Source organism: Falsiroseomonas oleicola (assembly GCF_019029495.1).
Lineage (GTDB): Bacteria > Pseudomonadota > Alphaproteobacteria > Acetobacterales > Acetobacteraceae > Falsiroseomonas > Falsiroseomonas oleicola.
Window position 1 is genome coordinate 184121 of sequence record NZ_JAERQM010000003.1, and the last position, 22232, is coordinate 206352.

General features: G+C 69.2%; 25 protein-coding genes and 1 tRNA gene. 11 read left to right on the plus strand and 15 right to left on the minus strand.

Translation table 11 applies throughout. The features are described from left to right. From holA to JJQ90_RS11735, 3 genes are all read left to right on the plus strand, one after another. Complete coding sequence (gene holA, locus JJQ90_RS11725) at positions 1-1011, plus strand: DNA polymerase III subunit delta (RefSeq protein ID WP_216875611.1); 1011 nt, start codon at positions 1-3, stop codon at positions 1009-1011. 158 nt (positions 1012-1169) lie between these two features. Continuing rightward, the gene (locus JJQ90_RS11730; protein ID WP_329959432.1) at positions 1170-1850 is read left to right on the plus strand and encodes a DUF1194 domain-containing protein; all 681 of its coding nucleotides are present in this window, start codon (positions 1170-1172) and stop codon (positions 1848-1850) included. Between the two features lie 128 nt (positions 1851-1978). Then, positions 1979-3040: a glycosyltransferase family 32 protein gene (locus JJQ90_RS11735; RefSeq protein WP_216875615.1), complete on the plus strand. Its 1062-nt coding sequence runs from the start codon at positions 1979-1981 to the stop codon at positions 3038-3040. Between the two features lie 9 nt (positions 3041-3049). Here JJQ90_RS11735 and JJQ90_RS11740 read toward each other — a convergent pair whose 3' ends face one another. The 5 genes from JJQ90_RS11740 to JJQ90_RS11760 form a co-directional block, all read right to left on the minus strand. Continuing rightward, positions 3050-3988: a hemolysin family protein gene (locus JJQ90_RS11740; RefSeq protein WP_216875617.1), complete on the minus strand. Its 939-nt coding sequence runs from the start codon at positions 3986-3988 to the stop codon at positions 3050-3052. Further along, complete coding sequence (gene ybeY / locus JJQ90_RS11745; protein WP_230410595.1) at positions 3985-4461, minus strand: rRNA maturation RNase YbeY; 477 nt, start codon at positions 4459-4461, stop codon at positions 3985-3987. The genes JJQ90_RS11740 and ybeY overlap by 4 nt, the downstream gene beginning before the upstream one ends. Positions 4462-4548: 87 nt before the next feature. Next, the gene (locus tag JJQ90_RS11750) at positions 4549-5520 is read right to left on the minus strand and encodes a PhoH family protein (protein WP_216876287.1); all 972 of its coding nucleotides are present in this window, start codon (positions 5518-5520) and stop codon (positions 4549-4551) included. An 80-nt stretch (positions 5521-5600) separates the two neighbouring features. After that, a complete protein-coding gene (gene miaB, locus JJQ90_RS11755) occupies positions 5601-7010 on the minus strand; it encodes a tRNA (N6-isopentenyl adenosine(37)-C2)-methylthiotransferase MiaB (protein ID WP_216875621.1) in 1410 nt (469 codons plus the stop codon). A 153-nt stretch (positions 7011-7163) separates the two neighbouring features. Next, positions 7164-8114, minus strand: a complete 951-nt coding sequence (locus JJQ90_RS11760) for a lysophospholipid acyltransferase family protein (protein WP_216875623.1) — start codon at positions 8112-8114, stop codon at positions 7164-7166. A 230-nt stretch (positions 8115-8344) separates the two neighbouring features. Between JJQ90_RS11760 and JJQ90_RS11765 the strand changes: the two genes are divergently transcribed. The 3 genes from JJQ90_RS11765 (at position 8345) to JJQ90_RS11775 (ending at position 10673) form a co-directional block, all read left to right on the plus strand. After that, positions 8345-9394 carry an NAD/NADP octopine/nopaline dehydrogenase family protein gene (locus JJQ90_RS11765; protein ID WP_216875625.1) on the plus strand — a complete coding sequence of 350 codons (1050 nt, stop codon included), beginning with the start codon at positions 8345-8347 and terminating at the stop codon, positions 9392-9394. Between the two features lie 107 nt (positions 9395-9501). After that, positions 9502-10323 carry a hypothetical protein gene (locus tag JJQ90_RS11770; RefSeq protein ID WP_216875627.1) on the plus strand — a complete coding sequence of 274 codons (822 nt, stop codon included), beginning with the start codon at positions 9502-9504 and terminating at the stop codon, positions 10321-10323. After that, complete coding sequence (locus JJQ90_RS11775) at positions 10320-10673, plus strand: hypothetical protein (protein WP_216875629.1); 354 nt, start codon at positions 10320-10322, stop codon at positions 10671-10673. The genes JJQ90_RS11770 and JJQ90_RS11775 overlap by 4 nt, the downstream gene beginning before the upstream one ends. Before the next feature lie 6 nt (positions 10674-10679). Here the strand turns inward: JJQ90_RS11775 and JJQ90_RS11780 are convergent, their stop codons facing one another. From JJQ90_RS11780 to hrcA, 6 genes are read right to left on the minus strand one after another with little or no spacing between them, the layout of a single operon-like run. Further along, complete coding sequence (locus tag JJQ90_RS11780) at positions 10680-11078, minus strand: helix-turn-helix domain-containing protein (protein ID WP_216875631.1); 399 nt, start codon at positions 11076-11078, stop codon at positions 10680-10682. Next, entirely contained in the window at positions 11075-11626 is a 552-nt protein-coding gene (locus JJQ90_RS27295) for a Smr/MutS family protein (RefSeq protein WP_268958630.1), read from the minus strand. Before JJQ90_RS27295 ends, JJQ90_RS11780 begins: the two co-directional genes overlap by 4 nt. A 7-nt stretch (positions 11627-11633) precedes the next feature. Next, positions 11634-12401 carry a LutC/YkgG family protein gene (locus JJQ90_RS11790; RefSeq protein WP_216875635.1) on the minus strand — a complete coding sequence of 256 codons (768 nt, stop codon included), beginning with the start codon at positions 12399-12401 and terminating at the stop codon, positions 11634-11636. After that, positions 12398-12625 carry a hypothetical protein gene (locus JJQ90_RS11795; RefSeq protein WP_216875637.1) on the minus strand — a complete coding sequence of 76 codons (228 nt, stop codon included), beginning with the start codon at positions 12623-12625 and terminating at the stop codon, positions 12398-12400. The genes JJQ90_RS11790 and JJQ90_RS11795 overlap by 4 nt, the downstream gene beginning before the upstream one ends. After that, positions 12622-14052, minus strand: a complete 1431-nt coding sequence (locus tag JJQ90_RS11800) for a LutB/LldF family L-lactate oxidation iron-sulfur protein (protein ID WP_216875639.1) — start codon at positions 14050-14052, stop codon at positions 12622-12624. Before JJQ90_RS11800 ends, JJQ90_RS11795 begins: the two co-directional genes overlap by 4 nt. A 52-nt stretch (positions 14053-14104) precedes the next feature. Further along, positions 14105-15163: a heat-inducible transcriptional repressor HrcA gene (gene hrcA, locus JJQ90_RS11805; RefSeq protein ID WP_216875641.1), complete on the minus strand. Its 1059-nt coding sequence runs from the start codon at positions 15161-15163 to the stop codon at positions 14105-14107. A gap of 323 nt (positions 15164-15486) precedes the next feature. Between hrcA and JJQ90_RS11810 the strand changes: the two genes are divergently transcribed. The 4 genes from JJQ90_RS11810 to JJQ90_RS11825 all read left to right on the plus strand — a co-directional run bounded on the left by JJQ90_RS11810 (position 15487) and on the right by JJQ90_RS11825 (position 17668). Further along, entirely contained in the window at positions 15487-15696 is a 210-nt protein-coding gene (locus JJQ90_RS11810; protein WP_216875644.1) for a hypothetical protein, read from the plus strand. A 32-nt stretch (positions 15697-15728) separates the two neighbouring features. Beyond that, positions 15729-16364, plus strand: a complete 636-nt coding sequence (locus tag JJQ90_RS11815) for a lysozyme family protein (RefSeq protein ID WP_216875646.1) — start codon at positions 15729-15731, stop codon at positions 16362-16364. 54 nt (positions 16365-16418) lie between these two features. Then, on the plus strand, positions 16419-16670 hold the full coding sequence (locus JJQ90_RS11820; protein ID WP_216875648.1) for a GlsB/YeaQ/YmgE family stress response membrane protein: 252 nt from the start codon (positions 16419-16421) through the stop codon (positions 16668-16670). Positions 16671-17593: 923 nt separating this feature from the next. Then, positions 17594-17668: transfer RNA gene (locus JJQ90_RS11825), tRNA-Gly, on the plus strand. A gap of 316 nt (positions 17669-17984) precedes the next feature. On the opposite strand, the gene JJQ90_RS11830 is transcribed toward JJQ90_RS11825, so the two are convergent. After that, positions 17985-18410: a dsDNA nuclease domain-containing protein gene (locus tag JJQ90_RS11830; protein WP_216875650.1), complete on the minus strand. Its 426-nt coding sequence runs from the start codon at positions 18408-18410 to the stop codon at positions 17985-17987. 380 nt (positions 18411-18790) lie between these two features. Here JJQ90_RS11830 and JJQ90_RS11835 point away from each other — a divergent pair, with 380 nt between their 5' ends. Next, positions 18791-19705 carry an acetamidase/formamidase family protein gene (locus tag JJQ90_RS11835; protein WP_216875652.1) on the plus strand — a complete coding sequence of 305 codons (915 nt, stop codon included), beginning with the start codon at positions 18791-18793 and terminating at the stop codon, positions 19703-19705. 3 nt (positions 19706-19708) lie between these two features. On the opposite strand, the gene JJQ90_RS11840 is transcribed toward JJQ90_RS11835, so the two are convergent. From JJQ90_RS11840 to JJQ90_RS11850, 3 genes are read right to left on the minus strand one after another with little or no spacing between them, the layout of a single operon-like run. After that, complete coding sequence (locus JJQ90_RS11840; RefSeq protein WP_216875654.1) at positions 19709-20137, minus strand: hypothetical protein; 429 nt, start codon at positions 20135-20137, stop codon at positions 19709-19711. Beyond that, positions 20134-21486, minus strand: a complete 1353-nt coding sequence (locus tag JJQ90_RS11845) for a recombinase family protein (protein WP_216875656.1) — start codon at positions 21484-21486, stop codon at positions 20134-20136. Before JJQ90_RS11845 ends, JJQ90_RS11840 begins: the two co-directional genes overlap by 4 nt. Then, complete coding sequence (locus JJQ90_RS11850; RefSeq protein ID WP_457851885.1) at positions 21483-22013, minus strand: DUF2924 domain-containing protein; 531 nt, start codon at positions 22011-22013, stop codon at positions 21483-21485. Before JJQ90_RS11850 ends, JJQ90_RS11845 begins: the two co-directional genes overlap by 4 nt. Between the last annotated feature and the right edge of the window lie 219 nt (positions 22014-22232).

The window sequence follows — 22232 nt, forward strand, 5'->3', positions numbered from 1 at the left end:
TTGGCCAAGCTCGATCCCAAGCGAATCAATGCCTTCCTCGCCGATCCCGGGCCGACCCGGGCCGTGCTTCTGTACGGCGACGATGCCGGGCTGGCGCGGGAAAGGGCGGAGGCGCTGCTGCGCGCCGTGCTCGGCGGCGACCTCTCCGACCCCTTCCGCCTCGCCGAGCTGAGCCGGGAGGAAGCCGCCCGCCCGGGCGCCCTGGCCGGGGAGGCGGCGGCGCTGGCGATGACCGGTGGCCGCCGCGTGGTGCGGCTGCGCGATGCCACCGACGCCCATGCCACCCCGCTGAAGGAGGCCCTGGCCGGGGCCGGAGAGGCGCTGCTGATCCTGGAAGGCGGGGAGATGACGGCGCGGTCCAAGCTGCGCGTCCTGGCCGAGGCGGCGCCGGATGTCGCGGTGATCGCCTGCTGGCGCGAAAGGCCGGACGAACTGGCCGGCACCATCACCCGCCTGCTGCGGGAGGCGGGGGTGCAGGTGGATGCGGCGGTCGCCGGCTGGCTGGCCGCCCGGCTGGGTGAGGATCGCATGCTGCTGCGGCGCGCCGTGGAAGTTCTGGCGCTGCATGCGGGTCCGGGCGGCACGGTGGATGAGGCAGCGGCGCGGGCCTGCGTGGCGGAGGGTGTCGGCGCCGATCTCGACACCGCCCTGATGGCCGCGACCGAGGGCAATGCCAGGGCGGCCGATGCGGCCCTGGACGCCGCCTTCGCCGAGGGCGCCAATGCGGTGATGGTGGTGCGCGCCACCCTGCGCCATGTGCAGCGGCTGCATGAGGCGCAGATCGCGGGTGATTCCGGCGCGCTGCGCCCGCCGGTCTTCTTCCGCCACAAGCCCGCCTTCGACCGTGCCTTGCGGCTTTGGCCGACGGCCGCGCTGGAGGCGCAGGGCGCGGCCCTGCTGGAAGCCGAGCGCCGCACCAAGACCACCGCCTTCCGCGAGGTGCATGAGGCGCTGGCCCGCGCCGGCATCGCCGCCCTGGCCCGCCAGGCCGCCGGCTTCGCCCGGCGGTAGAGCCCCCTGGCCTATTGCTGCGCTGCAAGGCTCACGCAGAAATTTTTCTTCGTGCTTGAAGTGGCGTGCCCATCTGCGGTTGCATCCAACTGTCATGCAGTGGGAGGTCGCGGATGCGCCGCAGGTCCCTTCTCGTCGCGGCGGGTTCCGCGGCCGGCTTGCCTCCCCCCCGACCCGCAAGGGCGGAGGAGCCGGTGGATGTGGCGCTGGTCCTCGCCGTGGATGTCAGCCGCTCGGTCGACGAGGATGAGGCGCGACTTCAGCGGGAAGGCTACCGCAATGCCATGACCGACCCCCGGCTGGTGGAGGCGATCCGCGGCGGCATGATGGGGGGTGTCGCCATCTGCTACGTCGAATGGGCCGGCATCGAATACCAGCGGCTGGTGCTGCCCTGGACGCGCATCGGGGCGCAGCGGGATGCGGAGATCTGGGCGGACCGGCTGGCGGAGGCGCAGCGCAACTCACTCTCCTGGACCTCCATCTCCGGCGCCATCGACTTCGCCCGGCAGGCATTGGCCGACTGCCCCTTCGAGGCGACGCGCAAGGTCATCGACGTCTCCGGCGACGGGGTGAACAACAGCGGCCCGCCGGCGGAGGAGGCGCGCGACCGGGCGGTGGCGGAGGGCATCACCATCAACGGCCTGCCGATCCTGAACGACCGCCCCACCTTCGGCCGCCGCCCGCCGATCCCGCTGGATATCTATTTCCGGGAAAGCGTCATCGGCGGCCCCGGCGCCTTCATGATCGCGGCGGAGGATTTCGACGTCTTCGGCCAGGCGGTGCGGCGCAAGCTGATCCGGGAAATTGCCGGGCTGCCGAGGGAGCAGCGCTTCGGGTGAAACAGGGCGACATGATTGGCCTTCTGTTTCAACAGGTTGCCCGCACGGCGTCGTGATCGGGGGCTGATTGGCCCCTGCGGCATTCTGATCCGCCAGCCGAGCTTCCGGTTGCGCTGGAGACCAGTGCCTTGGCCTTGATTCGCGCCTTCTGGCATGGCGGGGCGCTCAGCCCCTATGAAGTGCTGTGCCTGAGCAGCTTCGTCCATCATGGCCATGCGACGGAGCTCTACAGCTACGACGCCGACCTGGTGGTGCCACCCGGTGTGGTGCTGCGCGATGCGGCGGAGGTGCTGCCGCGGTCGCGCATCTACTTCTACGCCAACGGGCTCGGCGCCGGCAGCATCGCCGGCTTCACCAATCTGTTCCGCTACACGCTGCTGGCGCAATCACCCGGCTGGTGGGTGGATTGCGACGTGATCTGCCTGCGCCCCGACCTGCCAGAGGTACCGGTCTTCTGCGCCTGGGAAGGGCCGGACCATGCCCTGGTCGGCAATGCCATCCTGAAGCTGCCGCCCGATGATCCGCTGCTCGCGGCCATGTTGGCGGATCATGAGGCCTTCGAGCCGGGGCGGAGCTGGGGCACCTCCGGCCCCTATCTCCTGACCAAGGCGCTGCGCGCGGCGGGCCGGCTGGCGGAGGTGCAGGAATGGCCCCTGGCCTATCCCTGGCATTTCACCCGGGCCTTCGACGTCTTCGACCCGGCGGAGGCCGAAACCGTGGCGCGGGCGGCCCAGGGCGCCGCCTTCCAGCATCTGTGGAACGAGATGTTCAACTGCGCCGGCATGAACAAGCTGCTGGCGCCGCCCGAGGGCAGCTACCTGGACCGGCTGTGTCAGGAACACGGGGTGATCTTCCCCAGCACCCTGCGCCTGCGTCCGGGCGATCTGCGCCGTCAGGCCCGGGCCACCCATGCGGCGCAGCAATGGGAGCATGCCCAGGTGGAACAGGCACGGCTGCGCGACCTGCTGGCCCAGGCCAATGCCGAACAGGCCCGGCTGATCGGCCTGCTGGAGAAATTCGAGGCACTCGCCATGGCCGAGCGGCACGAAACCGCGTGCTGGCGCATGGCGCATCGGTCCGAGGCGCGGCTGCGTCAGGCGGCGGTCATACTGCATGATGCCATGGCGGCGCGGCTGGAACTTGCCGAGGCGCCGATCTGGCGCCGCTGGCTGCGTTTCGGCCGCGCGTAGCGGCGCGAGCTATTCGGCCGCCTGCCGCGTCGCCTCCCCGGCCGCGCCGGGCCGGCGCACGCGCAGCCGGCGGATGCGCCGCGGATCGGCGTCCAGCACCCGGAATTCCAGGCCGGAGGGGTGCGAGATCAGCTCCCCCCGCGCCGGCACGCGCCCGGCCAGGGTGAAGATCAGCCCGCCGACCGTGTCGATATCCGCGCTGCGCTCCTCATCGGTCAGCACCGCGCCGAACTTCTGCTCGAAAGCCTCGACCGTGGTGCGGGCATCCAGCTCCACCGTGCCATCCGGGCGGTCCTGGATGGTGGCGGGGGCGACCTCGTCATGCTCGTCGGAGATGTCGCCGACGATGGTCTCCACCAGATCCTCGATGGTCACCAGCCCGTCGATGCCGCCATATTCGTCCACCACCAGCGCCATATGGATGCGGGCGGCGCGCATCTGCAGCAGCAGGTCCAGCACCGGCACGGTCGGCACCACGAAGAGCGGCCGGCGCAGGATGGCCTTCAGCGAGAAGCTCTCGGCGTCCCGTCCGACCGAGGCGAAGACATCCTTGATATGGACCATGCCGACGATGTCATCGAGATTCTCCCGATAGACCGGGAAGCGGCTGTGACCCTCCCGCTGGATCAGGCGGATGGCCTGGTCCAGGGTCAGATCCTGCGGCATCGCCAGGATGTCGGCGCGGGGCACCATGACGTCATAGGCGGCCTTGTCGCGCAGCCGCAGCACATTGCCGAGCAAGGCGCGTTCATTCAGGTCGAGCCCACCGCCGAAGCCGTCCGGCGTTCGGGGCGCGCCTTCCTCCTGCCGGCCCTCCAGCAACTCCTCCACCTGGTCGCGCACGGTGTCGGCTGTGCGGCGGCGCAGCAGGCCCTGGATCCGCCAGAGCAGGCTGTTGCGCCGCTCGATCGGGCTGGGCTGGCTGGCTTGATCTTCGTTGCCGCTCATGTCGATGGCCGTCCCCGGCCCTCCTTCCAGGGGTTGGGGCGGCCGAGGCGGCGCATGATGCGCGCCTCCGCCTGTTCCATGCGCCGGGCCTCGCCGGCCAGCAGATGGTCGTGGCCGGCCAGGTGCAGGGCGCCATGCGCCAGCAGATGCGCCAGGTGATCCTCCGGCCGCCGTCCTGCCTCCCGCGCCTCGCGGCGCACCACGCCGAGTGCGAGCGCGATATCGCCGAGATGCCCCGGCATGCCGCCCGGGAAGGACAGCACGTTGGTCGGCTTCGCCTTGTCGCGATGCGCGTGGTTCAGCCGCTTCACCGCATGATCGTCGGTGAGCAGCACGGTCACGGCGCCTTCGGCACCGGATTCCTGCAACGCGGCCGCCACGGCGCGGCGCGCGAGCTTCTCGGGCTGTCGCACCGTGGCGCGCCAGCCCTGGGTGGCGAGGACGACGGTGATGTCCGCCGCCCCACCCTGCATCCCGGCCCCGGCATTCCTGCCCGGGTCGGGACGACTACTTAACGGTTCCATCGCTCTCCAACTGCCTTCGACCCTTGCGCGGCCCGTTCAGGACCGCGGCGCCGGCCGCTCCACACGCATACGGGCCTGATCCATGCGACCATAGGCCGCCACGATGCGCGCCACCAAGGGATGCCTTACCACATCCGTTTCCGCAAATCGCGCCACCGTGATACCCTCGACACCTTCCAGAATCGAGAGCGCCTCCACAAGCCCGGATTTCTGCCCGGGCGGCAGGTCCACCTGGGTCGGGTCGCCGGTGATGACCATGCGGCTGCCCTCACCCATCCGGGTCAGGAACATCTTCATCTGGGCGGCGGTGGTGTTCTGGGCCTCGTCCAGGATGGCGTAGCAATGCGCCAGCGTGCGGCCGCGCATGAAGGCCAGCGGCGCCACCTCGATCTCCCCGGCCGCCATGCGGCGGGTGAGCTGGTCGGCCGGCATCATGTCGTGCAGCGCGTCATAGAGCGGGCGGAGATAGGGATCGACCTTCTCCTTCAGGTCGCCCGGCAGGTAGCCGAGCTTCTCGCCGGCCTCCACCGCCGGGCGGGACAGCACGATGCGGTCGACGCGCCCGGCCTGGAGCAGCGCCACGCCCTGCGCGACGGCGAGGTAGGTCTTGCCGGTGCCGGCCGGGCCGACGCCGAAGACCATGTCGTTCCGCGCCAGCGCGTCGATATAGGCGGCCTGGGCCGGGGTGCGGGGCGCGATGGCGCCCTTGCGGGTGCGGATGGCCGGCAGGTCCTGCAGGGGCAGGCGGGGGTCCGCCTCCTGCACCCCCTCGGCCATCCGCATCGCCGCTTCCACCTCTGCCCCGCCCACCGGCTCACCCTTCTGCAATCGTCGCCACAGCGCCATCAGCGCTGCCTCTGCCACATCCGCCCGTTCCGGCGTGCCGGTGATGGTCAGGCGGTTGCCCCGGCTGCCGAGGCGGATGCCGAGGCGCATCTCCATCCGGGCCAGGTTGCGGTCGTGTTCGCCGTAGAGCAGCGGCACCAGCGCATTGTCATCGAACTGCATGGTGACAACACGCTGCGTGTTCTGGTCCCGCAAAGCGGGACGCGGCGGGGGGCGGAGGTTGAGCGCGGCGGGGGTTGTGTTCAAGCGGCGGCCTTCTCCTGACGGGGCGTTTGTGGGGGCGGACCGAGCGCCTCATTCCCCTCGAGGCGGACAGTGAGCGAATTGCGCAGGGCGGCGGTGATGGTGGCCTGCACCATCTGGCCCGCCATGCCCGCGGAACCAAGGCCATGCACCGGCTGAAGCCAGGGCGAGCGGCCGGCGAACTGGCCTTCATCCCGCCCGGCGCCGGTCACGAGCACTTCGCAGCTCCGGCCGACACAGGCGCTGTTGAAGGCGTCCTGCTGTTCGCGCAGCAGGGCCTGGATTTCCTGCAGCCGCCGGTCCTTCTCGGCTTCCGCCACCTGCATCTGGGCGGTGGCGGCCGGGGTACCGGGGCGGGAGGAATATTTGAAGGAATAGGCCAGGGCGAAGCCGACATCCTCGATCAGCTTCAGTGTCGCCTGATGGTCGGCCTCCGTCTCCCCCGGATGGCCGGCGATGAAGTCCGACGACAGGGCGATATCCGGCCGCACCGCGCGCAGCTTCTCCGCGATGTGGCGATAGGCATCGGCCTTGTGGCCCCGGTTCATCGCCTGGAGCATGCGGTCCGACCCCGACTGCACCGGCAGGTGCAGGAAGGGCATCAGCTGCGGGATCTGGCCATGGGCCGCGATCAGCGCGTCGTCCATGTCCCGCGGATGGCTGGTGGTGTAGCGCAGCCGGGCGAGGTCCGGGATCTCGGCCAGCTCCAGCAGCAGGCGCGACAGCGTCCAGGTGCCGCCCGAGGGCCCCTCCCCATGCCAGGCATTCACGTTCTGCCCGAGCAGCGCGATTTCGCGCGCGCCCTGGGCGACCAGCCGCTTCGCTTCCGCGATCACCGCGGTGGCAGCTCGCGAATATTCGGAACCGCGGGTGTAGGGGACGACGCAGAAGGAACAGAATTTGTCGCAGCCTTCCTGGATGGTCAGGAAGGCGGTGACGCCCTGGGGCGTGGTGGAATCCGGCAGGAAGTCGAATTTTTGTTCGGTGGGGAAATCCGTCTCGATCACCGAGCCGGTCGCGCGGCTGATCCGGGCGACCATTTCCGGCAGCCGATGATAGCTCTGCGGGCCGAGCACGAGGTCGACATAGGGGGCGCGGGCGGTGATCTCCGCGCCCTCGGCCTGGGCGACGCAGCCGGCGACGGCCAGGATCATGCGCTCCCCGCCCTGTTCCTTCGCCTGTTTCAGCACCCGCAGCCGGCCGAGCTCCGAAAACAGCTTCTCGCTGGCCTTCTCCCGGATATGGCAGGTGTTCAGCACCACCATGTCGGCGTCTTCGGCCGTGTCGGCTGGTGCATAGCCGAGCGGCGCCAGCACATCGGCCATGCGGCCGCTGTCATAGACATTCATCTGGCAACCCCAGGAGCGGATGAACAGCCGCTTGCGGGGAGGTGCGGGGGAAATGGTCATTCCGGGCCAAGCTCCGTCGCCCCGCCTGGAAGGCCGCGGGGGGAAACGGGGGATTTGCGCAGGCCGCGCGCCCGGGTCAAGCGAGGCGCTGCGGCCAGAGTGGCGGGGAATATCTCACCATGGCCGCAGGCTGCGTGATGCGGCCGCGCCGGGTCAAGCGGGAAGCGTCTCGGCCGGCAGGGCGGCGGGGCGCGGCGGGACAACCCGCAGCGGCGCGGCCTGACGGTTCTGCCGGAGGGTGGAGCAGGCATCGGCGATGACGTCGGCGCAGGCCAGGGTCAGGGACTTGCGGTCCGGGAAGCTGGCGGGGTCGACCGGCGCATGCAGGATGATGGTGGCCCGCCCGCCGGGGCGCCGCGCCAGGCGCCAGAAATGGGTGAAGATGTCGGTGTCGCCGTACCAAGCAAACAGCGGCCGGTCGCGACGGCAGGCCGGCAGCCCGCCCAGCCGATCGAAGACCACGGAAACCGGCTGCACCTGCCGGGCGGTGTCCGCCACGGAGAGGAAGGCGCTGCGGAAGGGCAGCACCCGGCCACCATCGCTGGTCGTGCCCTCGGGGAACAGGATCAGGCTGTCGCCGTCCGAGAGGCGGGCGCGGATCGCATCGGCCTCCCCTTTCGTTCCCGTGCGCTTGCGGCTGACGAAGACGGTGCGGCCGAGCTTCGCCACGGTGCGGATCAGCGGCCAGCCCTCGATATCCGACTTGCCGACGAAGCTCGCTTCCAGCGTCGCGCCAAGAACCAGCACGTCGAGCCAGGAGGAATGGTTGGAGACGAACAGCACCGGCGCGTCGCGCGACGCCTCCCCCACCACCTGGATGCGCAGGCCCATCAGGGCGCAGAGGGTGCTGTGGTAGAAGCGTGCGAAGCGCAGGTGCAGCCGGCCCGGCAGGATCAGCAGCAGGGCCTGGATGGGGATGGCGACCAGGGTCCAGAGCACCAGACAGACCAGTCGCCGCACGGCGCGGAAGCGGCCGCCCAGCGGGCGCAGCCCCAGCACATCCCCCCAGAGCCCTTCCGGGTCGGAGGAGGAGAAGTGGATGGCCTTGCGCCGCTTGCGCGGGCGCAGGGCATCGGGGGCGGTGAGACGGGCGGTTGCCTGCATAGCCAAGCATTAAGACGGAGAATGAAGTCAGGGCAATGAATCCCTGGCGACGGTCCCGTGAACTCCGCGCCAGCGCCGCGCTTTTTGTTGGGGATGTGGCGAACTGGGGGGGTGCCGGCGCGTCGCGGCGGGGTGCGGAACCCGGCGAGGGGCTGTAAGGTTGCGGCGATGACCCTTTTCCCTCCCCTTCGGCGGCGCCCGCGCGCGCCGCGCCCCAGGGCCTGAACCGCATGCGTCTGGCAGTGCTCGGAGCCGGTGCGGTGGGGCCGGGGGCGGCGGCGCTGGCCGTCAGCCGGGGGCATGAGGCGGCGCTGTGGTCGCCACGCGGCGGCGGCACCCATGGCATCGGCAGCAGCCTGACGGTGCAGGGCGCGCTTTCCGGCACCGCACGGGTGGATGTGGCGGTGGATGTGGCGCGCGCCATCGCCGGCGCCGATGCGGTGCTGGTCTGCGTGCCGCCGCATGCGCTGGGGCCGGTGCTGCGGCGCATCACGCCGATGCTGGCGGAAGGCGTGCCGGTGCTGCTGGCGCCGAGCCAGTCCCTCGCCCCCCTGCTGCTCGACCGGCTGCTGGCCCGGCAGGGCCGCCATGTGCCGATCGGCGCCCTGGCCGCGCCGCCGGTGGTGGCGGAGCGTCTGGCGGGGGATGAATTGCGCATCCTGGCCTTGCCGGAACGCGTGGAGATCGCCGCCGTGCCGGCCGGCGCGGCGCCCGAGCTGGCGGCGCTGTGCCAGTCCCTGTTCGGCATGGCGTTCCTGCCGCTGTCCGATGCGCTGGGCGCGGCGCTGGCGGCGCATGAGCCGGTGCTTCAGGCGGCCCTGGTGCTCGGCAATGTCACCCGGATCGAGGCCGGTGAGGATTGGGACGAACACGCCCGCCTGACCCCCGCGCTGTGCCGGCTGGCGGAGCGGTTGGATGCGGAGCGGCTGGACCTCGCCCGCGCCCATGGCCATGCCGTGCCGAGCCTGACCGCCGCGCTGCACCGCCAGTCCGGCGTGGCGGAGGCACCCCTGCCCATGATGGCGCGTGCCCTGGCCGAGGCGCGCCACACGCCCGGCCTGCGCGGGCTGGATGCGGCGCATCTGGCGCGCAGCGTGACCTACGGTCTGGCGCTCTGGCTGCGGCTGGCGGCGGCACGCGGCGTGCCGATGCCGCTGACCGGCGCCGCGGTGGCGGTGCTGGAGGCGATGTGGGGCACCGGGCTGTCGGCGGATGACCTGCTGGAAGGGTTGGATTTTTCGCAATTGCCGAAGCTGCTGCGGGATGGGCACGCGCGGTAGGCGCTACTGTCTGGCGCCTGCGTGCAGCATGGTTGTTGCTAGACCAAAAAGACGAATATGCTGTCCTGGTGTGGCCGTCAGCCGCCAACGAACCCAGGAGTTTGAAAATGACAGATGCTGGGATTCGCAGCCTGCTCGCAGATATCGACCGAATCCCCAACTTCCGTGGCCTTGGCGTTATTCTTGTACAAGATGATAAGGCACGAATGTTGCGAAAACCGACTATGTGCAGTGTCGGGGCCGACTACATCCTGATCGAGTTACAGTCTCGCCCATCCAGCGTGCCACAGGCCGGGGGTCGCGGCATATTCGTGGAGGGTGGGCTGGCAGCACTGAACTGTACGGCGGCTGTCTTCGCGAGTCTGCTCACTTTCGGTTCCGCCACCGCGGCACCGGTGACGGGCGGTAGCAGTCTGGTTATCACCACCGTCAGCTACGCCGCGACAACAGCTGCAGGATTGAGTTGTGGGGTCGCTGCGATGCGAACCTACAACGAGGTCATGGATCCTCAGGCCAATGTTCGCTTGGATGAGCAAGCTTGGTACGCGCGATCCATGGCGGTGGTGGACGGCGTAACATTACTGGGCGTCGGCGCCTCCGTCGCAACAGCTTCGCGGCTGCTCGGCACACTCTCCCGGTCAGGTGTGAAGTTGGGGCCTGCGCTGGCCGGCAGTGTCGAACGGCAAGCTCGCGCACGCATGGTGCGGGAGGCCGCACGGGGCGCGCAGGCCAATATTTCGAATGGCAGTATCAAGGCCTTGCAGGCGAGCGGCCAACTTCCAAAACGGCTGACGAACACCGAGATATCTTCAGCTGCGGTAACGCAGTTGAAGGATGCGGTGGCGGCCGGGCTTTCCTTCACAGCAAGCGGGCTGGATGGACATGTGAAGGGTGTTGCGGTCTATTTGCTGGAGATGGAGCAGGATTGAGGCTCGATTTCGCTATGGGATGGACACCATTGCGCCGAAGTCTTGGCTACGTCCTGCTCATTATTGCTCTATGCTTGGCCCTGCGCGGTTGGTTTGAGATCGCCGGTATCCCCGCCATGGCCTCCAGCGTGCTGGTTCCAGCGCTTGCTGTGCCCATCGCCCTGATCGTGGCGCGTTTCGGTGGCGGTGTATCGATGCGGTATCCCTGGGGTCTCCTCATCGGCTTGGCCGGAATGACCAATCTTCTGGCTTTGGCTGAGCGGCCTGTCGTGGCGATCACCGTGACAGTTGGCGGAATGGTATCAGCTCTCGCGGCCCAGCGCCTGATCAGGGAGCGAGGCCCAAGCTGACATGCGCTACCTTCCCGCCGCCCTTCGCAGCCTTGGCTTCTCCCCCGCCGGCATCTCCCGGTCCAAGAGGCCGTGCATCGCCGCCACGGTCTGGGGCGTCAGGCGGTGGATGGATTCCGCCAGCCGGTTGGCCAGCGCCGTTGCCTCCGGCGTCAGGCCCCCCGTGTCCAGCGTGACCTTGGGCTGGGAGAGTTTCGCCAGTTCGGACAGCGCCTCCGCCTCGTCCCAGATCAGGCCGAAGAACTCGTTCACCTGGTGCACCAGTCCGGCGGAGGGCCGCCCGCGATGACCGTGCTCCAGGGCGGAGAGATAGGCGGAGGAGACCTGGAGATGGGTCGCCAGGTCCTTCAGCGTCACCCGCCGCTGCCGCCGCAGCATGCGCAGCCGGGCGCCGAAGGGCGTCACCGGATGGGGGTTCCATTGGTGCGGCGGCGGCGCAGCAGCAGGTTCACCGCGCCCGAATTGGTCGGATGCGGATGCGCGGCGCCGAGCACCAGCGGCCGCATATCCGGCGCGTTCAGCCAATGCGGCAATTCGCGCTGCAGGATGCCGCCTTCCGGCTGCGGCCCCTTGCCGGTCACCACGGTGACGCTGCGGATGCCCTCCGCCGCCGCGCGGTGCAGGAAGGCCCGGAACACCAGATGCGCCTCCGCCACCCGCCGGCCATGCAGGTCAAGCGTCCGCTCCGCCCGCATGTCGCCGCGCCGCAGCGCCGCCCAGCGCTTGCGGTCGAGCCCGCCCGGCACCTCCCCCACCCGGATCTCGGGTGGCGGGGCGGGGCGTGCCGGCCTGGGTGGCGGGGTGATGGCGAGCTGGGCGGGCGGCGCGGCGACGGGGGCCGGCGCGGGTTCGGGGGGTGCCGGCGGGCGCTGATGCCCGAACAGCGGCTTGATCTCCGCGGTGAAGGCGCGCCACAGCGCGATGTCGGCCTGGTTCAGCCGTTTCTCGCGCATGGCTCGATCAATCGCCCGGTGCGGCGGGGGCGCCCGGCTGGGTGGTGGCTTCCGCACGCGCCTCGGCGGGGCTTTCCATGCGCGGCGCCGGCTCATCCTCCACCAGCAGGATATGCAGGCGGCGCGGGCCATGCGCGCCCAGTTCCAGCGTCTGCTCGATATCGGCGGAGCGGGAGGGGCCGGTGACGAACATGATGTTGCGCGGCATGAAGCCGCCGGTCAGCGCATCCGCCGGCCCGGCGCGCAGCCGGTCCCACACCTCCTCATAGGCGCCCACGATGTCGGAGGCGCGCAGCACCGCGATCTCAGTATCCGGCAGCAGGTTCAGCGTGGTGGGGCGGGTGGGGTCGGAGGGCAGGACCAGCGTGCCGGTCTCCGCCACGCCGGACCAGGCGTGCTGGAGTGACACCGCATCGCCTTCCTGCGCCCGCCGCGCCTCCCGCTCCAGCATCGGGCGGGTCGACCAGTCGATGCCCAGAAGGTCGGGATGCGGGGCCATCACAAGGCGGGCCGGCAGGTTCTGCGCCGCCAGGTAATCCGCCACGGCGGCGGGGATGGCGGCGTGGTCGGGCACGCGCTCCACCGTGCCGAATTCCTTTTCGACATTGCGGATGAACAGCGCGATCTGTTCGGCGCGCGGCAGGCGCGACCGGGCCGGGATCAGGTGGCGCGGATGCGTCGCGATGCGGCCGGCCAGCATGGCCTGCTGGTCGGCGGGCAGCGGCCCGCGCTTCAGGCCGCGGCGGATGCCGCCGAGAATCGCGTCCCTGCTCATGACTGACCGGCCTCCATCGCGTCGCGCACCGCCTGTTCCAGCTTGCCCAGGGCGTCCTCGATCCGGTCCAGGTCCTGGTTCAGCCGCGCCGCCGGGGTGTCGGCGTCGATGCGCGCATAGATTTCCTCCAGCGTCCCGGTGGCGCGGGGGGCGGTGCGGTTGGGCGTGCCCTGGTCGGGGAAGCGGTAGCCGTGGATGCGCTCGGCTTCGTCATTCTGGTTCATCGGCGCGCCCTTTTCTGGGCCTTGTAGCGGGCCATGAAGGTGCCGCCCGGCTCCGGCACCGGCAGGTCGCGCCCGGCGGTCCAGCCGCCGGCCAGCGGCAGCGAACGGAAGGCGCCCTTGCCCCGGCCGAGCAGGGACAGCGCGCCGATGCCGAGCTTCGTCGCCATCCGATAGGCCGTGGGCCGCTGGGCGAACCAGGCCCAGATGCCGAGCCCGGTGCGGACGGATTGCGGCGACAGATGCCGCTCGAACTCCCGTTCCCGCCAATGCCGCATCAGTTTTGGGAGTGGGATTTTGACCGGGCAGACGCTCTCGCATTTGCCGCAGAAGGTGCTGGCATTGGGCAGGTTGCCCGCCTTGTCGATGCCGATCAGCGTCGGCGTCAGCACTGAGCCCATGGGGCCGGGATAGACCCAGCCATAGGCATGGCCGCCGGTCACGCCATAGACCGGGCAGTGGTTCATGCAGGCGGCGCAGCGGATGCAGCGCAGCATTTCCTGGAAATCGGTGCCGATCATGTTCGACCGGCCATTGTCGATCAGCACCACATGATAGTCCTCCGGCCCATCCAGGTCGGGTTCGCGCCGGATGCCGGTGGAGAAGGTGGTATAGACCGAAAAGTCCTGGCCGGTGGCGGAGCGGGCGAGCAGGCGCAGCAGGCTGGTCGCATCCTCCAGCGTCGGCACGACCTTTTCGATGCTGGCCAGCACGATATGCGTTTTTGGGAGTGTCTGCGTCAGGTCGCCATTGCCCTCATTGGTGACGATGACGCTGCTGCCGGTCTCGGCGATCAGGAAGTTGGCGCCGGTGATGCCGACATCGGCGGCGAGGAAGCGCGACCGCAGTTTTGTCCGCGCCTCCGCCATGATGTCGCTGCGCTCGTGAAACACGCGGTCCTTCGGCAGCTCCGTATGGATTTCCCGGAAAGTCTTTTCCCAGTCCTCGCGATTGAGATGAAAGGCCGGCCCGATGATGTGGCTCGGCGGCTCCTTGCGAATCTGCAGAATATATTCGCCGAGGTCGGTTTCCACCGGCTCGATGCCATGGGCTTCCAGGTGCTCGTTGATGCCGAGCTCCTCCGAGATCATCGACTTGCCCTTGGTGACCGTGCGCGCGCCCTTGTCGCGGCAGATTTTCAGAACGGCCGCGCGGGCTTCATCCGCCGTGGAGCACCAATGCACGGTGCCGCCGGCGCGCTCCACCTGCGCCGCATAGGCTTCGAGGTAGAAATCCAGGTTGGCCAGGGTGTGGTTCTTGATGTCGCGGCCGATGTCGCGCAGCCGCTCGAACTCCGGCAAGGCGGCGACGGCGGCGGCGCGCTTGGCGTGGGACGTGCCCTTGCTGCGGTCGAGCGCCTTCTGCAGCCCGGCATCGGCCAGGGCGCGGGTCGCATTCGCCTTGAAGGCGGGGGAGGTGATGTGGACCACGGGCGCTCTCCTGCTTCCTGCTGATATAGCGCGGAAAGGCGGCCCGTGCAGCCTAGCCGAGCAACCGCCCGATCACCCTTGCCGTATAGTCCACCACCGGGATGATCCGCCCATAGTTGATCCGCGTCGGCCCGATCACCCCGATGGCGCCCACGATCTGCTCCGCCCCGTTCCGGAAGGGCGAAACCACCATCGAAAGCCCGGCGCTGTCGAACAGCCCGCTTTCGGCGCCGATGAAGATCTGCACACCCTCCCCGCGCTGGGCCAGGTCGAGCAGGCGCAGCATGGTCTCCTGCGCCTCCAGCCGCTCGAACAGCGCCTGGATCTCCTGCACCCGCTGCGCATGGTCCAGGTTCTGCAGCAGCTTGGCCTGGCCGCGCAGGATCAGGGACCCGCCGGCGCCGCCGGCCCAGGTGCCGAGACCGGCCTCGATCACCTGGTTGGTCAGGGCGTCCAGCGCGGTGCGGTTGGTGGCGATTTCCTCCGCCACCGTGCCGCGCGTTTCCTCCAGCGTGCGGCCGGACAGGCGGGCATTGAGGTAGTTGCTGGCCTGCTGCAGGGCGGAAGGCGGCAGGCCGAGCGGCACCTCGATGACGCGGTTCTCCACCTGGCCATCGGCGGTCACCAGCACCACCAGCGCCCGGCCGGTGCCGAGCGCCACGAATTCGATATGCCGCACCGGGGCTTCCCGCTTCGGCGCCACCACGAGGCCCGCGGCGCCGGCCAGGCCGGACAGCATCTGGCTGGCCTCGCCCAACGTCTCCTGCAACGAGCGGCCGCCGGCGGCGCAGCGGGCGGCGATCGCGTCCCGCTCCTCCTCCGGCAGGGCGCCGAATTGCAGCAGGCCATCGACGAACAGGCGCAGGCCGCGCTCCGTCGGCAGGCGGCCGGCCGAGGTATGCGGGGCGAAGAGCAGCCCGGCATCCTCCAGATCCGCCATCACATTGCGGATGGTGGCGGGCGACAGGGCCTGGGGCAGGCGGCGCGACAGGGTGCGGGACCCCACCGGCTCCCCGGTCGCCACATAGGTTTCGACCAGTTCGCGGAAGATCGCCGCGCTGCGCTCATCCAACCCGGGCGGCAGCGGGATGGCGGTGGCGGAGTGACTCATGGCGGGCGCCCCGGTGGGGCGGGGCGGCCTGGTGATCGGACCCATCGGGCATGTGTCCCAAACCGTGAATATTCAGGGATAAAGCTAGGGGCCGGTCGGTGACCGGGTCAACCTTGCCTTGCCATGCAGGGTCACGTCGCGCCCGCCACCGCAAGGGGCGCTTCCCACGCGGCAAGGTTTCGACACAGTTGCGCCATGCGGCGGTTACGACACGCAGCCTAGCCTGACACCGGAGCGGATACAGGAGCTGGGCGAATGACGAAGCAGGGGGTGACCGGGCTGTGGATCGCGCTGAGCATGGCCTGGCTTCGGGGCGGCGGGGCGTGACGGCCTTGTTCACGGCGGCTTCCCTGTTGCTGGCGGGGGGTGCGGGGCTGCTGTCCTCTCTGCTTGTCGCGCCGGTTCGGGGCGTACGGCGGATGGTGGCGCTGGTCTTCGCCTCCGCCGCCGCGGTCGGGCTGGGCCTGCTGCTGCTGGTCGGGCCGCCGGAGCTCGACGTTTTCTTGACCATGGCACTGCCCTCCTTCGCTTGACGCTGGCGGCGTGGCGCGGGCAGGTGGGGCGCATGCCGCGCTCCATGATCCTCGCCGCGCTGCTTTTGGCCTGGCCCCTCTACGCCCAGGCGCAGGAGGATGACCCCTGGACCGCCTGCACCCGCGCCATCGCGGCGGCGGAGGCGCGCAGCGGCATCCCCGCCGGGCTGTTGCTGGCCATCGCCCGGGTCGAAAGTAGCCGCCCGCGTCCGGGCGGTGGTGGCGGCCCCTGGCCCTTTGCGCTCAATGCCGGCGGCGAGGCCATCTTCCCCGAAACGGCGGCGGAGGCGGTGGCGCGCGTGGAATCGCTGCGCGCCGCCGGGCGGCTTTCGATCGATGTCGGCTGCATGCAGATCAACCTGGTCTGGCACCCGGACGCCTTCGACGAGCTGGAGGACGCCTTCCACCCGCCGACCAACGTCGCCTATGCGGTGCGCTTCCTGCGTGAATTGCGCGGCCGCTCCGCCGGGTGGCCGGAGGCTGTGGCGCAGTATCATTCCATGGAGCCGGGGCGGGGGCTGGCCTATCATACGCGGGTGCGGGTGGCGCAGGGCGCGGCGGCGCTGCCGCCCCGGGTGGTGGCCGGGCTCTGCGCCCCGGGCCTGCAGGCGCGGTTGGTGATTCCGCCGGGGGGCGGAACAAGGCCGCGCCTGGTCTGTCGCCGCTGAGGGAACCCGAGGGGTTTTGGGCGTTTAGTCGGGCATCACGCGGAGGCGAGCGGCATGGGCTTCATCTGGACGATCATCATCGGCTTTCTGGCCGGGGCATTGGCGAAATTCCTGATGCCCGGGCGTGATCCCGGTGGCTTCATCATCACCGTCCTGCTTGGCATTCTGGGTGCGGTGGTTGCGACCTGGCTGGGCCAGGCCATTGGCTGGTACCGGGCCGGGGAAGGTGCCGGCTTCATCGGGGCCGTGGTGGGCGCGGTGATCGTGCTGGCGGTGTTCCGGGCGGTGGCCGGGCGCCGCGCCTGACCCATATACCATCGGCCCTTCCGCCTGACCGCTTCGGGCCGCCCTTGCAATACCGGCTGGCCTGTCCCTTGCCGGTCTGAGCGGCCGAATGCCGCCGCCGCTTGTGCGTCACGCCGCAGGCGTGCTTTCGGCACGACCGCATGAGGGCGGCCCGGAAAGGTTACGCGGAAGGGCTGCCGGTATAAGTCTGGTGCGTCCGAATTGGCTGGCGATCAGCTGGCTGGTGCGGTGCAGGACGCCCCGGCGTGGAGCTGACAGAAGCAAAGCCTGCCGCTGGGCGGAGCGGGTCAAGGCCAACGTTGCAGGAGGGCGTCGATGGGCTGCTGCGCGACAGGGCGGTTCAAGCCATCGTCGACAAAACGCCGCCCACAAGCACCCAGATGTGCACGACTTCACGCCCACCAGGGCCTCGTGGCGCGCCGTCGAGGGCTTCTTCTCCGGCGCTCACGGGGCGTTGGCTCAAGCGTGGGGCCTTCTCTCCCTCGCCGACCTCCAGGCCGCCCAACCGCGACGTCGCCGAGCACAACAGGCATCCCGAGCCCGTCGCCTGGACAGTTGACCCGGATCGCGTCCTCGCCGCCATCAAGCGCGGGAAGCACATGTTGGAGTCACTCCAGGAGCCCTACACCCCGGACAACACCAGATTTTCCGTCACCTCCGCAGACGCTACCCCCATAGCATCAGCCCCATGACCTCCGGAAAGGTCTACAGCACCTTGCCCGGCTGCCGCGGGTGGTTGAGCGCTGGAAAATGATGCAGCAGCGTCGCGCCGGCCATCGGGGAACCTCCGCAATAGAGGTCCCCCAAGAATCAGATTCCAGTTCGCGCCGGAATCCCCGGACCGTTCAGGCGATTGCCCTGGGTCGGCTGGGAGAGACTTGCAATCTCGGCTCGGCATGGTAGGTAGCGACCACCGACGGAGCGCGGGCGTAGCTCAGGGGTAGAGCACAACCTTGCCAAGGTTGGGGTCGAGGGTTCGAATCCCTTCGCCCGCTCCAGTCGGCCTCCCTCCAACATTCTTTGTCCGAGTGACCGACGCCGTGAGGCGCAGGTTTCCTGCGGATTTCCGCGTGCACCTTGATGGTTCAATAGCGGAACGAGAGCGGAATTCTCTCTCTAAAGGGCGGATTCTCTCCAGAGGTTGAGGGTAGCCCGATTTTCCCAACAAGGTTTAACTAGCTGAAAATGCTGGATATTATCCGATGTGGGGCTGCCAAAGTTTGTGCTTCCGATCGCCCTACCGGTCGAGTCTGGGAGCGCGAATCTCGCTCGCTTCCCTCAAGCTCTTGCCCATTCGCGGCGCCCTGGTCGACCCTACGCGATTGCCATGTGATCCGGTGTGGACGACCCGCCAGCGGCCAGGTCGAACTCGAAGGGTGCGTTAGTGAGGAAGATGGCTGCCTCGACCTGGCCGCCGAACGCGACGGTGTGGTGGTACATCTTGCCAATCGTGGTGCGCGGCGAGTCGCCCGAGACGGTGCAGAGATTCCCCGGCTTCCACGGCCCGGGCTCCCGGCCCTTGATCTGGTAGAACCTCACGCCGGTGGGCTCGCCAGAGCCCACCATGATGGTGAGGTCGTCGAAGTGGTCGAACAGGGGGCGGTAGTCATGGCCAGCCTCGTGGAGCTCGAGGAGCTTCACTATGGACGCATGAACCTGAAAGGCGAACCGAGCGCTGGTGCGGGCGCCGGCTTTCTCTCTCGGCTGCGCCTGGAGGATGACGGTCGCAGTGGCGGTCATGTTCTCACTAGTTTCGGTTCATTACGGCGTGCCACCCTGAAGTTTCTGCTCGAACTCGACAAGCCCTGCCGTCGCCTGATGCGACGATGTCCAGCGTCCTGCGCACCAGGCCCTCGCCACGCGCTGAAATGGCTTGTCCTGCCAGCGGCACCCGGACAGGGAACTGGTGGCAGAGCTCATGCGCCCCTCCGCCCGTTGGCCGCCATCGCGCCGAGATCCCGTAGCCGCCCGGCCAGCCCCTCGACTCCCATACGGATATTGGCGCCGAAGCCCTGGCCTGCGCCGCGCCTTGACCGCTGCGCGACCCCGTTCATAGCTTGCCTGGAGCAGCCTTGGCGCGGACCGATCAGCCCATGCCAGCGAGATGTCCCGGAGAGCCCATGGCCACGCACCGCTTCCATCCCACACGATACTTCAACGCGATCGGCGTCGCCGAACCCTGCCTGCGCGTCGCTGATGGCGACACCGTGGTGACGGACACGGTTGATGCGTCAGGCCTCGATGCGCGGGAGGTGACGGTCGCCAGCCGGCCGAACCCGATGACGGGTCCGTTCTTCATCGAAGGCGCCGAGCCCGGGGACACGCTCGCCGTGCGAATCGATAGGTTAACACCGAACCGGGCGACCGGCTGGACCTATTCGCCGCTCGCCCTAACCGTACTGGACCCGGCCGCCATCATCGATCGCCCACCGCAGCAGCGCGCCGTCTGGAGCATCGACCGCGAGGCCGGGACGGTGCGGCTGCAGGAGGAGGTGAAGGGGCTCGAGGATTTCGCACCACGCCTCCAGCCGATGATCGGCTGCTTCGGCGTCGCGCCGGCGGGCGGGCAGGCGCTGTCCACCGCGACCAGCGCTCAGAACGGCGGCAACATGGACTACCGCCTGTTCGCACCCGGCACGACGGCCTGGTTTCCCGTCGCGGTTTCCGGCGCGCTCTTCTATCTCGGCGACGGGCATGCCTGCCAGGGCGACGGAGAGATCACCGGGACCGGCATCGAAACATCCTTCGAGATGGAGGTGACCTTCCGCGTCCTGAAGCGGACGATCACCTGGCCGCGCGGCGAGACCGCCGACGACATCTTCACCGTCGGCAATGCCCGGCCGCTGGACCAGGCCCTGCAGCACGCCACGACCGAGATGTTGCGCTGGCTCGGCGAGGACTACGGTTTGGACGCCCGCGCCGCCAGCCACCTGATGGGCCAGGTCGTTCGCTATGATGTCGGCAATGTCTTCAATCCCGCCTTCACGGTTGCCTGCCGCATTGCAAAGCGCTGGATCCCAAAGCGGCAGGGTTAGACGTCATGCCTCGATTCGGACATCCGGCTCGGCGCGTCGGGTCGGCCCGTCGGATAAGAGGTGTTCCCGCTGATGGGCCCATGCCAAGGGCATCGGCTCCAGCAGCGCCGGAAGCGCGACACGATCCGCCGCTCGTCCATCCAGGACCAGCTCAACCAAGTCCGGCGCCATGAGGGTCAGGCGGAGGAGGTTGCCCAGGTAGCCACGCTCAATCTTCTCGGCGGTCGCCATCTCGGTGATCGATGCGTAGCGCCCCTCGTCCAGCATCCGCTGGTACCGGAACGCCCGCCCTAGAGCCTTCACCAACGCCGGGTCAGCTCGCGTGGTGACCGGCGTCACGCCATCCCCCATCGGCGACACGACGGTCTTCCGTCCTGGCCTGTGGCGGATCGCCAGCGGTACCCGGACGGTGATGCTGGTGGCGGTCGTCATGCTGCCGCCCTCAGGGCATCCGGCCGGATGGCGGTGAGGTCGCGGACGAGGCCACCGAGCCCGTCCAGCCGCAGCCGAATGTCCGCCCCGGCCGGGCCGACCACCACCCGTTCCACCAGGGACCTGACAATCCGCGCCTGCTCCGCCGGGAACAGGTGCTCCCACAGCGGGTCGAGCCGATGCAGCGCATCCTGGACCTCGCCCTCGGTCAGGTCCGGCGCCTCCCTGCGCGCCGCCCGCCAGGTGCCGACCACGATCTCGGGCTGCCGCAGCAGCGCCCGCAACTGGTCCACCACCGCCGCCTCGATCTCCGCGGCCGATACCCGGCGCACGATGCTGGCGTCCCCAGCGGCGTCGCCCTTCAGCACCCGCTGCGCGACATAGTAGCGGTAGAGCCGGCCATTCTTCCGGGCGTGCGTCGGCGACAGCGCCCGCCCATCCACCCCGAAGATCAACCCCTTCAGCAGCGCCGGCGTCTGCGCCCGGTTCTGGTTGGCGCGGACCCGCGGGCTGATCTGCAGCACGGCATGCGCCCGATCCCATAGCTCCCGCGGCACGATCGCCTGGTGCTCGCCGGGATAGACCTGCCCCTTGTGCGCGGCCTCGCCGACATAGGTCCGATTGTTCAGCAGCTTGTAGACATCACCCTTATCCAGCGGCCGGCCCGCCTTGCTGGTGGCGCCTTCCGCCCGGAGGCGAGCCGCCGTCTCGATGCCGGACCCCGTCTCGGCGAAGATCTCGAAGACCCTGCGCACGCGCGGTGCTTCGTCCTCATTCACCACCAGCTTCCTGGCGACGACGTCGTAGCCGAGCGGCACCTTGCCCCCCATCCACATGCCGCGGGCGCGGGAGGCGGCGAATTTGTCGCGGATTCGCTCGCCGATCACCTCCCGCTCGAACTGCGCGAAGCTGAGCAGGATGTTCAGCGTCAGCCGCCCCATGCTGGTCGTCGTGTTGAAGGACTGCGTGACGGACACGAAGGTCACGCCGTGCGCGTCCATCACCTCCACCAGCTTGGCGAAGTCCATCAGCGAGCGGGACAGCCGGTCAATCTTGTAGACCACGATGACGTCGACCAGATCCGCTTGGATGTCGCGCAGCAGACGCTGCAGCGCCGGCCGCTCGAGCGTGCCGCCGGAGAAGCCGCCATCGTCGTATCGGTCGCGGACCAGCAACCACCCCTCGGCGCGCTGGCTGGTGATGTAGGCCTCGCAGGCGTCGCGCTGAGCGTCGAGGGTGTTGAATTCCTTCTCCAGCCCCTCGTCCGTGGATTTGCGCGTATAGACCGCGCAGCGCAGCTTCTTCGTGGTGGCCGGCATGGGCGGCTCGATGCGGGCGCGGCGGGTCATGCGTCACCTCGCACGCGCAGCCCGAAGAACGTCCAGCCGTTCCAGCGCGTGCCGGTGATGTGGCGCGCGATGGCTGACAGCGACTGATAGGGTCGTCCCTCGAATTCGAAGTCGTTGATGCGCACGGTGACCACGTGCTGCACGCCCTGCCATTCCCGGATGAGGCGCGTGCCGGCCATCGGCCGGCTGTCGGCGCGGATGCGGCGCAGGACGACGTTGCCGCCGTCCAGTTGCTCGCCGAGCGCCACCAGCCGATCAACGGTCTCGGGCTTCAGCCCGCCATACGCGAGCTCCTGGATGCGATAGGCAAGACGGCTTTGGATGTAGGTCCGGCTGAAAGGTGGAGGCTCCTTGCCGAACAGCTCCCGCCACTGCTGCTTCAGGGCGGCGATTGGGGCCGCCTGGAGGGCCGCCAGGCGCCCCAAGACATCGGTGGGGGGAATGGCAGGAAAGACCTGTTCATGCGCCTCCGCGGTGGTCTGTGCGGTGCCCCTGGCTTTCCTGGTCATTGCGGTGGTGCGGGTCATGCGCGTCTCCGGTTGGTCCGGTTTGCACACACGCTCTGGTCGGCGGTGAAGTGTAGCGAACTCTCTCCGGCTGCGTCAGAATTCGCCGCGTCACGGGCCTGATCTTCCGCTGCACGCTGCCGGAGGCGCACCAATCCCACGGCCAGGATCGTGCAGACCTCCCGGAGATGCGGTGGGAGGTGATGCAGCTGGGTTCCGGGCGCGCGCATCACGCGCCAC